The sequence below is a fragment of the Gimesia sp. genome, assembly GCF_048260065.1.
Taxonomy (GTDB): domain Bacteria; phylum Planctomycetota; class Planctomycetia; order Planctomycetales; family Planctomycetaceae; genus Gimesia.
Genome location: NZ_JBLXHC010000006.1, coordinates 288,487 through 302,322, shown reverse-complemented (window position 1 = coordinate 302,322; position 13,836 = coordinate 288,487). Strand labels below are relative to the sequence as shown.

At 52.2% G+C, this 13,836-nt stretch carries 12 protein-coding genes and 1 pseudogene; 7 read left to right on the top strand and 6 right to left on the bottom strand.

The window, feature by feature from the left end:
* Positions 1-2: 2 nt before the first annotated feature.
* Both ACN0YN_RS13915 and ACN0YN_RS13910 read right to left on the bottom strand, forming a co-directional pair.
* A complete protein-coding gene (locus ACN0YN_RS13915) occupies positions 3-959 on the bottom strand; it encodes a hypothetical protein (protein WP_417385622.1) in 957 nt (318 codons plus the stop codon).
* A 61-nt stretch (positions 960-1,020) separates the two neighbouring features.
* On the bottom strand, positions 1,021-1,368 hold the full coding sequence (locus tag ACN0YN_RS13910) for a hypothetical protein (RefSeq protein WP_417385621.1): 348 nt from the start codon (positions 1,366-1,368) through the stop codon (positions 1,021-1,023).
* Positions 1,369-1,431: 63 nt separating this feature from the next.
* On the opposite strand from ACN0YN_RS13910, the pseudogene ACN0YN_RS13905 reads away from it, so the two are divergent.
* A pseudogene (locus ACN0YN_RS13905) lies at positions 1,432-1,559 on the top strand (helix-turn-helix domain-containing protein); the annotation flags it as partial.
* Here the strand turns inward: ACN0YN_RS13905 and ACN0YN_RS13900 are convergent.
* The 4 genes from ACN0YN_RS13900 to ACN0YN_RS13885 are packed head-to-tail and all read right to left on the bottom strand — an operon-like array spanning position 1,560 to position 3,986.
* Complete coding sequence (locus ACN0YN_RS13900; RefSeq protein ID WP_417385620.1) at positions 1,560-1,880, bottom strand: hypothetical protein; 321 nt, start codon at positions 1,878-1,880, stop codon at positions 1,560-1,562.
* A 25-nt stretch (positions 1,881-1,905) separates the two neighbouring features.
* Positions 1,906-3,384, bottom strand: coding sequence for an AAA family ATPase (locus tag ACN0YN_RS13895; protein ID WP_417385619.1), 1,479 nt, complete (start codon positions 3,382-3,384; stop codon positions 1,906-1,908).
* Between the two features lie 42 nt (positions 3,385-3,426).
* Complete coding sequence (locus ACN0YN_RS13890; protein ID WP_417385618.1) at positions 3,427-3,621, bottom strand: DUF2997 domain-containing protein; 195 nt, start codon at positions 3,619-3,621, stop codon at positions 3,427-3,429.
* A complete protein-coding gene (locus ACN0YN_RS13885) occupies positions 3,618-3,986 on the bottom strand; it encodes a DUF1257 domain-containing protein (protein ID WP_417385617.1) in 369 nt (122 codons plus the stop codon). Before ACN0YN_RS13885 ends, ACN0YN_RS13890 begins: the two co-directional genes overlap by 4 nt.
* Positions 3,987-4,289: 303 nt before the next feature.
* Between ACN0YN_RS13885 and ACN0YN_RS13880 the strand changes: the two genes are divergently transcribed.
* The 6 genes from ACN0YN_RS13880 to ACN0YN_RS13855 all read left to right on the top strand — a co-directional run bounded on the left by ACN0YN_RS13880 (position 4,290) and on the right by ACN0YN_RS13855 (position 13,836).
* Positions 4,290-5,582 (top strand): hypothetical protein, encoded by a 1,293-nt coding sequence (locus ACN0YN_RS13880; RefSeq protein ID WP_417385616.1) that lies wholly within the window; start codon positions 4,290-4,292, stop codon positions 5,580-5,582.
* A 687-nt stretch (positions 5,583-6,269) separates the two neighbouring features.
* On the top strand, positions 6,270-6,485 hold the full coding sequence (locus ACN0YN_RS13875; protein WP_417385615.1) for a MerR family transcriptional regulator: 216 nt from the start codon (positions 6,270-6,272) through the stop codon (positions 6,483-6,485).
* A 22-nt stretch (positions 6,486-6,507) separates the two neighbouring features.
* A complete protein-coding gene (locus tag ACN0YN_RS13870) occupies positions 6,508-8,352 on the top strand; it encodes a hypothetical protein (protein WP_417385614.1) in 1,845 nt (614 codons plus the stop codon).
* Between the two features lie 10 nt (positions 8,353-8,362).
* On the top strand, positions 8,363-10,123 hold the full coding sequence (gene mads7 / locus ACN0YN_RS13865) for a methylation-associated defense system protein MAD7 (RefSeq protein ID WP_417385613.1): 1,761 nt from the start codon (positions 8,363-8,365) through the stop codon (positions 10,121-10,123).
* A gap of 13 nt (positions 10,124-10,136) precedes the next feature.
* A complete protein-coding gene (locus tag ACN0YN_RS13860) occupies positions 10,137-12,329 on the top strand; it encodes a restriction endonuclease subunit M (RefSeq protein WP_417385612.1) in 2,193 nt (730 codons plus the stop codon).
* Complete coding sequence (locus tag ACN0YN_RS13855) at positions 12,319-13,836, top strand: hypothetical protein (protein ID WP_417385611.1); 1,518 nt, start codon at positions 12,319-12,321, stop codon at positions 13,834-13,836. The genes ACN0YN_RS13860 and ACN0YN_RS13855 overlap by 11 nt, the downstream gene beginning before the upstream one ends.

Below are 13,836 nucleotides of genomic sequence, written 5' to 3'. Positions count from 1 at the left end.
ATTTACTCCTGTGGAGAGCGGCGGAGTATATTTCGCCGCGGCCGATCGATGAGCAGTCCGTCCAGGGATGACTGCACGCCTGCCAGCTGGCTGGCGACCTGTTGCCGCAGAGTCGAGTTGTCCCGCAATTGCTGGGGTTTGATACCAGCGACGATTTGTTGGGCACGATCCACGAGCGCATCCAGCTGCTCGTTGGAGCGGACATTCAGAGTCCGGAACCGCTCAAAGAACTCGGTCAGATTGGTGATCGCCGTATCCCGGAAGACTTTGGGACGGCCATCTGACTGGCCACTCAAACGCTCACTGGCATGTTCGACCAGTTTGGAGATCTCTTCCAGAAAGGCCTGCTCGGCCAGTTGTACTGCGGCATCGAACCGCTGCTGCATCCGCTGGCATTCCAGTTCGTAGAGTGCAGGACTGAGTTGCTGCAGGTAAGGGGGCGGCTCCACTGAAGGAAAATCGTGTTCAATGGCAAACATGCCGATCGGGGACGGGGGATAGTCGGCCGAATTGAACAGGTCTCCCAATCGTTCCCGGGCTGCGGACCGGAGTTCATCAAAGTGACGATCCAGATCAGCCACCGCTTCGTCCAGTTCGTCCCGGAAATCTGCCATTCGTTGATCAAAGTCCTGAATCTCAGACTGTCTGATCAGGCGGATGCCCGGTTCCGGATAGGGGAGCGAGACCCCTTTCCAGTAGGCAACAGCGCGTCCCCGCACCGCCGTGACAACTTTGAACGCGGGGTGCGAGGTATCCAGCAGTTTTTTGCCGGCAGAAAGAAATTTACCCTCGGCACCAAATGAATCGGCGGCCTGGTCCTTCTGAGATGCTGTCAGCGATTTGCGGACCCCCAGCCAGGTAAAACTGAGTCGGGCAGCCGCCATCGTGGTACGGAGCCGCGTTGCAGCGGCGCTGACCGAAGGGGCGGTCTGTGGTTCTTCAAGAATGGAATGGCTCATAAGGCTCCTCTAAGAAAGGGGAATAAAAAAAGCCGCGTGACCTGTTTAGGGCAAGCGGCATTCAGTGAGTGTGATTTAAAAAATGATTTGAATCAGTTTTTGTTAAAACTTTTGATTTCATAATCACGATGATGTCATCGTCAGTTCCTATCTTGCCGTCAAAGCCGGATGACATACCAACGACGATATCTGGTCCAAACGTATAAATAATGGGACGCCCCCATGCATCTAACAACTCTTTTTTATTAGTGGCCACCGCATCTTTTTGGTCCAGGGCGGTTTGCGCGTGTTGCTGGATCAGCTCTTTGGATTTCGTGACTTTCTGGGCATCTGATTCGCACATAATCAGAATGGCGAAGAGGCCGACAAGCAACAGGGTGCAAAGTAACACTTTCACTGATTTGATCATGATCGTTCTCCAAGTGTATGTTGCTGAAAATTGATGGATGTAGTCCGTGTTGATACCAGCAATGCCTGTGAGCTGGACCGGACTTACTTAGGGGCATTGAACGCGGCGAACGAAACGTCGCCCTGCGAAATATTGAGCGGATCGCCGATACACTGGGTATCAGCGTGGCGGAGCTGATGGAAGATGTCTGATCAGAGGCTCTCGAGGGGTTCCGGCAGGATGACAGTCACCAGCAGAGACGTGGTATCGGTGCTGGCCTGTTCGGCAGCTTGCTGAGTTGATAATAGATCTGTAGTCAGGAACTCTGTTCCCGCGGCATTGATCACAGCATATTTCAAGCGGGCTGAAGCCAAATGGCTCCTCAGCTGTTGAATCTCATCCGCAGTCCAGATCTGATCGGCGGTTGGATCTCCTGAGTAGACTCTCAGCAACTGGCTCTCCCCAGGATCCATCTCTTCTGCCCAGAACTGGAGTGCCGCGGTAATCAGCAGAATATTCTGTCGTGTGAGCATGGAGCTCCTTTCTATGACTGGCAGGTCAGTTGATCGAAGCCAGGTGCTTGAGACTTCGACGGGATTTTGGTTGTGGGTTTTCCCAGTGATAGACGCCAGGCTGGTCGGCATCCAGGCAGCGACCACTGGCCCAGTTTCGTAGACGCGCGACCGATTCCGCGGCCGTCACGGCAACAGGGACCACATTCTGGCGGGCCTGGAGCAGGGGGACATCCAGTAATCCTGCCAGGCGACAGCAACTGCGGATCTCCGCTCCGGTCCAGTCAGTGTCTTCAGGACGTTCTTGGTCCGGGTTCAGTCCAAATAACCGGATATACTGCGTCCAGATCTGATCCTTCTGCTCTCGACCTGGCAGATCCAGGAAAAAGATAGCGTCAAAGCGTTCGCTGCGACCAAACTCGGGGGGCAGTTTTGTCACATCGTTGCTGGTGGCAACAACGAATACATCGGACGTATGGTCATTGAGCCACGACAAAAATGAACCAAACATGCGAGCTGACACTCCACTGTCTCTCTGGTCAGAACTCCCTACACCGGCGAACGCTTTTTCGATCTCGTCGATCATCAACACACAGGGGGCCATGGCGTCCACGATCTGCAATGCCTGCCGTGTGCGTTTCTCGGATTCCCCGACCAGGGAACCCATGAGAGCACCCACATCCAGAATCAGGACCGGGCGACCGATTTCATTTCCCAGGGTTTTACAGAACTGGGATTTTCCACAGCCGGGAGGGGAGAGTAACAGGATCCCCCGCGATTGCAGGTCGCGATCATGGGGCTGCAGGATTCGTGTCGTAAACTCTTTGAGAGAGGTCAGGCCTCCCAGGCTGTCGAAGGATTCTGCCCCGCGGTGTAGTGTCAGTAGACCTGATTTTTTGAGGGTCTGGGTTTTCAGTTCCCAAATCGCAGTGGGAGTGATCTTTCCCTGCCGTACCAGTGACAGCGAAAATGCCCCCTCTGCTTCAAAGCGGCTCAATCCGCTGGAGGCATCCAGGATGGTTTCCAGTTGAGATCCCTCGGGTAGTTCGCCTGGTTCCGTGGCGATTCCTTGCGCGATCTCAGTCAGCTGACGTCGATCCGGAAGTTCATGTTGCAGGACCAAGAACAGTTTTTCGAGTTCTGCAGGAATGGACACCACAGGGGAGAGCACCACGATAAAGGTCCGGTTCTGTTTTCCGGAGAGGATCTGCTGCGCCAGGGCTTGCATGATTTCGACGGACTGGATGAAACGATGAAAATTCTGCAGTACCAGGATGGCTGTTCCGTCCGGAGTTGCCAAGCTGTTGATGGCCTTGATGGCGGCCAGGGGATCCGTGTTCCCGGCCTCGGTGGTTTCTCCTGCGAGTTGGAATCCCTGGTCGATGTCCCAGCTGGCTAATCGCCAGTCTTCCTGCTGGCAGAGCTGAATCAGTTCCGCCAACGCTTCCTGGTGTTCGTGGCTTTCGATCCAGATCCCGGTGAAGCAGGCGCGGACATATTCTGAAAATGTAGCGGTCAGAGTCATAAAAGTCTCCCGTAAAATAAGGATCGGAAAATAGCAACCAACTCAAAGGCCTTCCTGCAGGTGCTCTTGTTCAGAAACACCCTGATGGAATTCTGGCTTGAGTTGTTCTGAAGTTGGCTGGCCCAGAGCCTGTTCCAGATACTGGCTGGCGCTGCGACAGTCACTGCCGGAAAAGCCGTTGGTTTCGATGCGGGACTTGCCGTCTGCGGAGATAATGATTTCGATGGACTGGTTCATACGGCTGCTCCTGCCTGGATGGTGAGTTTGATAGAACCGTCTTCCAGTAGCTGTTCCAGAACGGAGTGGCCACGTTTTCTGGCTTCCAGTCTGGTTTTTTCGACGGCATAGCCCTGCAGGAAATGGTCCAGTTGCTGCCGTGCTCCCCAGCGGCCTTCAAAGTTATCGTAAGCCAGTTGGGCCGTGTTGATATCGCAGACGACGGGATACCGCCAGTCAGGTAACTGCACGGCCCAGCCGGTGGCTGTGCTGCTGAAGAGCTGAGTTTCTCCGAAGACCGGTGGTGGTAACTGCAGCCGCTCACAGGCGGCGCGGATCGCAACAGGATCTCGGATTTCAGTTTGAATCTGCACGATGTGTGACATGTTGGGGCTCCATTGATTAAAGAGAAAACAGAAACGGAATCAGGTAAAGAACCTGAAATGAAAACAGCCCACTTGAAGACCGGTTCAATATGGTCTTCAGTGGGCTGATAAACGGAGTCGCTGAATGATATGCCAATGGACTCATCTTATATGCCGCGTTTTGAGTCTGGATTTAGTAAGAGTTTCAATTCCTTCGATAAGTAGTTCTGGATGAGGCTATGTTGGAGACTTTACCAAGAAAACTATGGATTCATTCTGAACCAACTTTTACGATAGAGTTTTCTCAAACGAGGGAGACTACTAATGAATTCAGATTCCATTAAATTGACGAGGCAGCAACTCTATGAGCGAGTCTGGGCAGAGCCCATGTCGAAGCTTGCTCCCCAGTTTGGACTGTCAGATGTGGGGCTCAAAAAGATCTGTCGTAAGCATCAGATCCCAACGCCTCCAATTGGACATTGGGCGAAGATCGAATTTGGAAAACCATCGCCCCAGCCTGAACTTTCCCAGATTGATGAAAAAGATCTCCAGGAAATACGACTGTTCCGCAGGCAATTTGATAAACCGGCAACCAGTTCTGTCCCAGCACCAGATATTAAAGTAAATGAAAAGCTGGTCCATCCCCATGAACTGGTCAATCTCTCCAGACAGAAGCTGAGAATCGCGGAGCCGGGATACAGGGATCGCGGATTGCAATCCGTACATGGCGAAGAATGTCTGGGGATCACGGTTTCAAAGAAATCACTCACGCGAGCTTTACGTCTGGTGGATGCTTTAATCAAGTATTGGGAATCGACTGGCGGAACGGTTTCTGCTGGAAACCCGGGAACCAGGTTTTCGCGCGGCGAAGACACTGTAGAACTCTGTCTGACGGAGCAGACCCGTCGGCACGAAATCCCCAATAGCTATGGCTACCGTTATGAAGCGACTGGCAAACTGACATTCAATATCGATTCATGGGGAGATGGGCTCCGTAAAACCTGGTCAGATGCAAAGAAGCAACGTCTTGAAGATGTACTAGGGAAGGTGGCGCTGCAATTGGATGTTTGGATCGATCACTTCCATGATCAGCGTCTCGATAGAGAATGTGAGGAACGACAAAAGAAGCGGGCTGCTATAGTTCGTCAATCTCGAAAAGAATTTTCAGAGAAGGAAACTGCACGACGCGAAAATCTTGATTCCTGTGTAGACAGTTGGTCCAAATCACAAAGAATCCAGAAGTATTTGAATGCCTTGGATGAGGTAGTGGAATGTGGACGTCTTGAATATGATGATGAACAGTTTCAAAAATGGCGTGAATGGGCCCAGTGGTATGCGATTGATCTGTGTCCTCTCACTCCTAACCTCCCCGCTCCATCAATCCATCATGTCTCCCCACCGAAGAACACTCCTATACAGGAACTCGATCTGACCTCAAAGGTACGCACCGCTTTCGAACGAGCCAAAATCTTAGATACGGACGAATTGGCCTCGATCACAAAGGATGAACTGAAAGAGCGCTGTGGAGAAAGAGTCTGGAGCCTGTATGAAGAAGCTTCACGAATCCTGGAAGGCCTCGGCTATGATGTGAGCGATCGTAAAAACAGCTATTACTGAATTGATTGATAAGCTGCGATTTGAAACTGGTTCCCGCCACACACACACACACATCTTTTCTGCATAGACTAAGAGTTGTGGTGGATTTTTACGCAGAGCGATAAATACCGGAACCTCTAAAAGCTAAATCGAAGCATTCAATTCATATTCCACATTTTGGGCTAGAATTTAGCGATTCTGGTTGCCCTTCTGTTGGATACTGGGAAATTGAGGGCAGTCACGTCGCCCTGTCTGGGATCCCTGAAATCTTCCTGGCAGATTGCCACTTCCCATCGACTTTGGAAGATTTGGTAGGTTATTCTCAATCCGCACACTTTCTGTAAGTTGCGATTAGTTTATGCAATTTCCAATTGCATCGCTGTAACCGAAGTTCATTTTCGAGATGGACATTGGCTTCCCGGAGTTTCGAAATGATCTATTCGTATGAATGACGCTTGGAGGCATGTTCGCATCATCCTCAGTTGGTCCAGAATCCTGATTAGCATATCAATTTCTGGACGCGGCCAAGCGGGACAGGTCAGATGCAAAAGTCCCCAAGTTCAGTTTCTTCGAGCCGTTGGAGTGTTCAAACTTGTCAGCAATTCGTGGAAAATAGTGATCCAATGCTATCGGCGGGGTGTAGACTCTGGTAGACTGTTCACTTCCTTGGACGGGGCCAATTCTGCCACGCATCGAAGGTGTAGCACAATGGAAAAGTTGAGTGAATATCTGAAAACCGCTGAGGCAGCGGAGATTCTTGGTGTCTCCCAAACAACACTCAGAAAGTATGCCGCCGCCGGAAAAATCCTTGTGCGGATCAATCCGGCCAACGGCTACCGGCTATTCAAACGAGCAGATTTGGAGGACTTTCTCAGGAAAGCGTCCGAACCAGTTCCCATAGCGAAACCCAAGAGGTCGAAGTGATGCCTATCGTAAGAAAGTTATAATGGCCATGGCAAACAACCCATACCTCGACCAGTTTCTAATGTTTTATAGCCAGTCCGACGCTGGCAACGGTCTCACGCGCGGCCTTGAGAATGATTTGGCACGTCGGACATATGTACCTACTAAGCTCGATCGTGAGCTTCGAGACGCGATTCTGGATTGTAATTATCGCCTCGTGATTCTGACTGGAAATGCCGGAGACGGTAAAACCGCGTTCATTCAGAAACTAGAGGAAGCAGCAGAAGCGGCAGGGGCAAAAATATCACGTCCTGATTCTCTGGGAAGTCACTTTGAAATAAACGGGCGGACATTCCGGACGTTGTACGACGGCTCGGTTGAAGTTCCAGGCACTACAAATCAAGAAATGTTGGCGAACTTCTTCGTCGATTTCGAAGGAGATGAGCCTTCCTCGGGCAACACATGCCTCGTCGTTGCGATGAACGAGGGCAAACTCATTGACTTCCTGTCGCACACAACGCACTTCAAATGGCTGAGCCAGAAATTGTTAGAGCATCTTCAGCTCAATACCCCACTAGCCGACGACATGGTTCTAGTGAACTTGAATCTGCGGTCGGTGGTAGATGCCGCTCGTGGTCAAACCGACAGCCTCTTCGATCAGATTCTAGATCGCTATGTAGCCGAAGAGTTCTGGACCTCCTGCGACGGATGCCCCGCCCGACACCGATGTCCGGTCAAGTTCAATGTCGACACGTTTCGGCTCCGCAGTATAAGTGGGCTCAATGATAAAGATGCAGAAGCAGTCGAGGAAAGGAACGCCTCGGCGCGGATCGCTCGATCACGCCTAAAAAGCATCTTTCAGATCCTACACTTCCGAAAGCGAATTCATGTTACGGTACGTGATCTAAGATCCGTGCTGGCATACACGTTGTTCGGCAAGCACACGTGCCAACAGATCGAGCAAGAAATCCAAAGCGGAAGCACCGACTTCACAGATCGCTACTACTATAACGCCGTTTTTGACGCGAACGAAAAAGATCGCATCCTCGGCCTCCTACGCGACTTTGATGTAGGGCTGGCTTCGCTACCAATGACAGACAGTCGATTGAGCTTTACGAGGCCGGGCACATCAGAATTTCGTCAACTCTTCTTGCGATTTGACCACCCTGGGACGCTCGGTCGAACCAATAGCGATGTTGAAGACCTGTGCCGGCTTTACGATTCTCGCCCGATGAGTCCCGAACAGCGCTCTCAAGACTCTTTGGAGACATCACGAAAGTATGTTTCATCGCTGCGTCGGAAACTGTTCTTTGAAGGCGATCAACCGGACGAGCAGGGGCAACGTAAGTTTCTCTCGCATCTGCTTCCATACGACAACATCGAAGAGTTCATGCGATTCATCGAGACCAAGACCGACCCATCTGGTCATTTGAAGCAATGGATCGTCCTCGCGATCAGTCGAAGCGAAAGCATTTACGACGAACAGCGCGGCCGTGAGAACATCTGCATCCGCACTCGGCATGATGCGGACACGGCCGTGAAGGCTTACTTCACTTACCCCGCCGGCCACTTCAATCTTGAAGTCGAGGAGCCGCCAGCGCAAGCCAAGTACGTTGAATATCTGCCCACCAGCGTCCAACTGCGTCATCACGAGCGTAACATCGTGCTGGAAATATCACTGGATCTCTACGAAATGTTGATGCGTATCCGCGACGGCTACGTCCCCGCCGCAGGAGAGATGAGGGCGTTTTTCTTGAACCTGTTGATGTTCAAGAAGCAGCTCATGTCTTTGCCCTCTGAGCGTCTGCTTCTTTCGGGTTCTGACTACAACCTTTACCAAATGTCACGGACACCGCAGAACGGTGTTTCCATCGGCGTGCCTTCGTGAGATAGGTGACATGGCTAAGAAGAAAGCAACAAGCCCGCTTACGCGGAATCAAAAACTGTTTCAGATGCCGTATCTGTATCCCGTTGACGCGAACAACCTCGATGTCGATGAGGCGATGAGCCGCCTGTTTATCTACTTACGCACTGGCGGGCGGCTAATCCGGCGTTCTGATAAAATCATCTTCGACGCCAAACTGTGTGAAGATGCGGAGACCCCCAAGGCTGTCCTTAAGGCTGTACTCGAAGAGAACGGACATTTGTTTGACGGAGTTGGCGACGATCGTCGTGAGCTGCTGTCTTCCTGGCTAGAGTCGCACTTTGCGATCATGTCTCGCCGCGGAAAGTCCGCCGGTGGCGCTTATCGTATGGCAGGGCTTCGACCATTGCATTTCATGGTCATCAAGCTGTTCAACCCGAACGTGAAGGGACAAGACCGTCGCCTGAGCCAGTTCTTTTATAATGCACTCAAAGACGACACAGCGCTTACATCAGCGCCAGACTCACTGATGCGTGAGTTCTTCGAGATTGGCGTTCGGCGACATGGAGACAATGATTATCGCGTTGATGAAAACGCCCTGAATCAGCTTGCTACGGATCACAAGCTCGATATCGAGTTGCTGTTCCTTCTCCGGCTACTCCAGCCGTTTGACACTGACAAATACAGCACGAAGAAGGATGATCAGGTCGCCGCCATCGAGTTTCTATGTCCTGAGCAGATCGACCTGCTGAAACAGGATCTCAAGCTGCTGTTTCTTTACAAAGACTGCATCCCACGCCGTGAGCTCATCAACTACATGACCACCCTGATGGTGTTCCATGCAGCCTTGTACTTCTACCAGACCGTTCGCATCACCAACTACATGATCGCGCACGGAAAGCTACCCGAGCCGCAAGGTGATCAGCCGCAACCGGGTGAGCCTCGCAGTCACGCACCGTTTGCGCTCGATTTTTTCTGCGACATGACCGGAGGCCATCACGAGCACGTCGATGGACTTGCCAAGCAGCGGTTTACCGAGCACTTTAAAGACGTTGAGAAGTATTTCAAGTCAGCCTATCTGATGAAGAAGCTAGAGGAGTTTGCCGGTGGATACCTAACTCCCGACCAGAAGAAGGGCGGCGGAAAAGCATACATTGAACTGTTGCTCAAAGGCTACCTGAATCACAAGGACATTGATGGTTACTTCGCCAGGGACATTCAGGCGATTAGACAGGCAGGCTACGACGAAGAAAGCGGTGAGTTCAATTCCGACGTTGAACGGATCATCGCCATCTGCAACGGCCGCGGATTGAATCGTCTGCAAACCTTTGTCGAAATTCTTTACCACTTCCAGTACGGAACGCTCCGAGAACAGCATCGCAAGCTAATCTCCGGTCTGTGCGGCAACGAGTTGGACCGAGGCTTCATGGCCGGCCGAGGGCGTGCTCGTCGGAAATACGTGATCGGGAACGAACTGTTGGAAGTGTTGATTCAACTAGCAGTGTTGGAAAAACGCGAAAGCGACAACAATTGGCAAACGCGGCCGATGCCCATCCGCAAGTTCGTTGATTGGCTGGGTGGTCGCTACGGCCTACTGATCGACACACTTGGCCCCAACGGAGAAGAGAGCGAACAGAACAACCGTGCTCTCGCGTCCAACTACGAGGCTCTCAAAACAAGGCTGCGGCAACTTGGATTCTTCACGGATCTGGCGGATGCCTCGAACTCTCAGGTGATTGAACCGCGATTCCACATCGTCAATGGTGAAATGGAAGAAACGCTCTCCGGAGCTTGAAAGTGATACGTCTATGGCAAAGAAGAAAGCAGTGCGAAAGAAGAAGCCTGCGGACGCTGTCCTAACCGCTGATTCATCCGTCGACGATGATCTGCTGGAAGGACAAGCCGACGTTGGCGTGAAACTCGATGAAGGCCAGGTCGTCGATCTTGTCACGGGTGAGGTTGTCAAGCTCAACGACTTGGAACTGATCATCCAAGAGGAACAACGGAAGCTGCTTGAGGAGTTTGGTTACCCCGAAGAGCAGAAGGCCGACCTCATTCGGCGTAAGTTTCGGGTTCGTCCCAAACAACTGAAAGCTAAGGTGTTTCCGCTGGTCGTCTTGCGATCCAACGGCGGTGATTCGGGCGCCGACGATCAGGACAGAGTCTACATTCTGATCGACATCCAGAATCCAAAGGTCAAGGCTGAAGACTCGAAGAGGGGAGCCGAGAGCCTTGCCGAGTTTCTTCGGGACACGCCCAGTGCCGAGTACGCGGTGTGGACTAATGGCACGGATCGCGTCGTATATTGGAAGGAAACGGGGCGCATTAAGATTCGCACCCGGCTGATCAACGATATCCCCCGTTTCGGTCGCGGTCCAGAGGATTGTTTCTCGCCGGGTAAGCAGGCGCTGCGAGCAGCAAGCGGCCTCTCGCTCCGTCAGGCGTTTCAGCGTTGCCACGATTATGTCTATGCCAATCGGGGTGGATCGAACGAGACGATTTTCTGGGAGTTCCTCAAAATCGTCTTCGCAAAGATTCAAGATGAGCGTTGCATGCAGAAGGCCGAATCAGAAGGTGCTGGGTACGAGCGCCGTTTTCGGATTGCCAGTCTGGAAGAACGGAACGACACTGAGAAGTCGCAGCAGGTCAAGGATCGCGTCGAAGAACTCTACGCCGAAGTCCGTCAGCTTTATCCAGAGCTGTTTGCTCAACAGGTTGAGGAAGTCGATCTTGCGCCACGAATCCTGACTTATGTCGTTGCTCAACTGGCCGACTATGACTTCCTTAACTCGTCGGTCGATGTCAAGGGTGAAGCCTACGAAGCGATCGTGGGCAAGAACTTGCAGGGAACGCGAGGCGAGTTTTTCACACCGCGCAACGCGGTAAAGATGGGCATCCGTATGCTGGACCCGGAGCCGGGCATGAAGTGCATCGACCCCGCGTGTGGAACAGGCGGATTCATCGTGGTCATTCTCAACTACATGGCGGCGAAGATCGCCAGGAGCATGGTGAGCGAGGGGAAGGATCCGCAAGCCAAAGACTTAAGCGAATATAACCACAAGCTGAAGCTCGCCTCCCAGCGCATCTTTGGCCTCGACATCAACCCCAACCTAGTTCGTGTCGCGCGAATGAACATGGTGATGAACAACGATGGTCAGGGCGGCATCACGCACCTGAGCTCGTTGGAACGGCCCGAGAACTGGGAGTTTCCCACGGGCAAGACAAAGATTTACCTGCCAGATGGAACACTCAAAGATGTTGATCTTGCGGGTTTCTTCCGTGATGAGTTGCAGGAGGGCACCTTCGATATTTGCGCGTCCAATCCTCCCTTCGGAACGAAAATCAAAATCGACTCGGAAGATGTGCTGTCGCAGTATGAGTTGGCGCGGAAGTGGACATATGAAGAAGATCGCAGTCTTTGGGTCGCCACGCCATCACTGCAATCCGGCGTAGCACCAGAGGTTCTGTTTCTGGAGCGGTGTGTGAAGCTATTGAAGCCTGGAACTGGCCAGCTCTGCATCGTTCTTCCAGACGGACTTCTTGGAAACCCAGACGATGAGTACATCCGCGCTTGGTTGCTACGACATTGTGAAGTATTAGCCCTGATTGATATGCCGGTGGAACTCTTCCTCCCCAAGGTCGGCATGCAAACACACCTAGTGTTCTTACGCCGCAAAAGCACAGACGAGATGAACGAAGAGAGCCTGGGTGGAGATCCAAAGGACTACCCAATCTTCATGGCGATTGCGAAGAACGTGGGCAAGGATCGCCGCGACAATCAAGTTTTCAAGCGGGATCGAGAGGGGCGGATTCTTGATCACTTCAGAAACGCAAACAGGCAGGACCTTCACGAAGCCTATTTGAAAGCTTCGGTTCTCGACTTTCTCCCCACTGTCGATCAATATGGACGCATGGTTGACGACGATCTGCCATTCATAGCCAAAGCTTACCACGACTTCTTGTCGGCAAAAGAGGAGGGCACGATTGACTATGAACGATGAGCAGGGATTTGCGTCAGTGTTTTCCATAGCCGAAGAGTTTTCCTCGATCGAAGCATTTGCAGCTGCTTCGTCGGAGGTTTACTCCGGATCGCACCGAATGGACGGCGAGTACTACGGCGACGATGGCTATCGTGCAAGACAGGCGGTAGTTCGCTCCCGTTTTCCTACGAAGGCCTTGCACGATCTGGTGGATGTGTATTGGCCTGGTACAGATGGATCGTACAGTGAGTACAAGCGAATATACGTTGATGACAAAGCGTACGGCGTACCCTTTCTTTCCACTTCGCAAATGCTCTTGGCTCGGTTCGACGATGTGAAGTACGTCACACGAATGCTCACTGGTAGTATGGCCAATCTGATTGTTCATGCTGGCCAAATCTTGTTGTCCGTGTCTGGCACGATAGGCAATACGGTAATTACCAATAGAGATTTTGACGGCCTTTGCGTGTCGAACGATGCAATGCGTTTGAACCCACGCGAGCCAGAGGGACTGGGCCTGCTTTTTTGCTTTTTACAGAGCCAAGCTGGGAGGTTTCTGCTAACAAGAAACAAGGCGGGTGGAGTTGTCGAACATCTCTATGTTGATGATGTATCAAGTCTACCTGTGCCCGTTCTCCCGAAGCGACTTTGCATGGAACTGACGGAGCTGGTAGCGAAGTCAAACGAACTTCGGGCGCGTGGCAACCAGTTGATTGACGAGGCGATCGCCGATGTGCAACATCAGTGCTATTTACCAGACATGAACCACTTCATGCCTGGTCGCACGTCGAACGCGGAGCCGCTCACGTTCATCCATTCAGCTAAATCAAGGCTATTTCCAGAAAACGCAGGGTTCGGTGAACGCCGGCTCGACGCGACCTACCATGAGCCAGCCGCTGTCGCCCTCGCTAAGTACATTTTTTCACACGACCGTGGTTGCGAACTTGGTGATGTGCTGGCAGCCGTACGAAACTCAACTCTCCGAAAGCGGAACTATGTTGACGATCCCGAACTCGGAGTGGCGCTGATCGGTGGGAAGCAGCTCATGCAGTGGAGGCCCCAGGGCGTGAAATATTTGTCTAAAGCGCTGACTCGCAACTTGGGAAATGAAACTGTGGAGGATGGTTGGACGCTCGTTTCCTGCGGAGGAACTCTCGGACGCACAATGTTTGTCCACCGTAACTTTGATGGTTGCGCGCCTTCGCAGCATGTGATGCGGCTGGTTCCTGATACGGCCAGTGTTTTCGGGGGGTTCATCTATGCGTTTTTGGCGTCACCCTACGGGCAAGTACAAATCGCTCAGCGGTCCTATGGATCTGTGATCCAAGAGATTCGCGATTTTCAGTTCAAGAGCATCGCGATCTCGTTGCCCGACGATCGTGGTGAGTTGATTCACGAAAAAATCGTTCGGGCGTTTGATGCGAGGGCTGACGCTCACGATATTGAAGACCGTGCACTAAATCTATTTGAAACTGCAATCGAGCGCGGCAAGACTTATACAGAAGCGGAATGGGGATCGGAGTACTAA

What these genes read in the sequence shown, in the direction of transcription:
- ACN0YN_RS13915 (WP_417385622.1), bottom strand. Translation starts at nt 959, where the DNA reads ATGAGCCATTCCATTCTTGAAGAACCACAGACCGCCCCTTCGGTCAGC.
- ACN0YN_RS13910 (WP_417385621.1), bottom strand. Translation starts at nt 1,368, where the DNA reads ATGATCAAATCAGTGAAAGTGTTACTTTGCACCCTGTTGCTTGTCGGC.
- ACN0YN_RS13900 (WP_417385620.1), bottom strand. Translation starts at nt 1,880, where the DNA reads ATGCTCACACGACAGAATATTCTGCTGATTACCGCGGCACTCCAGTTC.
- ACN0YN_RS13895 (WP_417385619.1), bottom strand. Translation starts at nt 3,384, where the DNA reads ATGACTCTGACCGCTACATTTTCAGAATATGTCCGCGCCTGCTTCACC.
- ACN0YN_RS13890 (WP_417385618.1), bottom strand. Translation starts at nt 3,621, where the DNA reads ATGAACCAGTCCATCGAAATCATTATCTCCGCAGACGGCAAGTCCCGC.
- ACN0YN_RS13885 (WP_417385617.1), bottom strand. Translation starts at nt 3,986, where the DNA reads ATGTCACACATCGTGCAGATTCAAACTGAAATCCGAGATCCTGTTGCG.
- ACN0YN_RS13880 (WP_417385616.1), top strand. Translation starts at nt 4,290, where the DNA reads ATGAATTCAGATTCCATTAAATTGACGAGGCAGCAACTCTATGAGCGA.
- ACN0YN_RS13875 (WP_417385615.1), top strand. Translation starts at nt 6,270, where the DNA reads ATGGAAAAGTTGAGTGAATATCTGAAAACCGCTGAGGCAGCGGAGATT.
- ACN0YN_RS13870 (WP_417385614.1), top strand. Translation starts at nt 6,508, where the DNA reads ATGGCCATGGCAAACAACCCATACCTCGACCAGTTTCTAATGTTTTAT.
- mads7 (WP_417385613.1), top strand. Translation starts at nt 8,363, where the DNA reads ATGGCTAAGAAGAAAGCAACAAGCCCGCTTACGCGGAATCAAAAACTG.
- ACN0YN_RS13860 (WP_417385612.1), top strand. Translation starts at nt 10,137, where the DNA reads ATGGCAAAGAAGAAAGCAGTGCGAAAGAAGAAGCCTGCGGACGCTGTC.
- ACN0YN_RS13855 (WP_417385611.1), top strand. Translation starts at nt 12,319, where the DNA reads ATGAACGATGAGCAGGGATTTGCGTCAGTGTTTTCCATAGCCGAAGAG.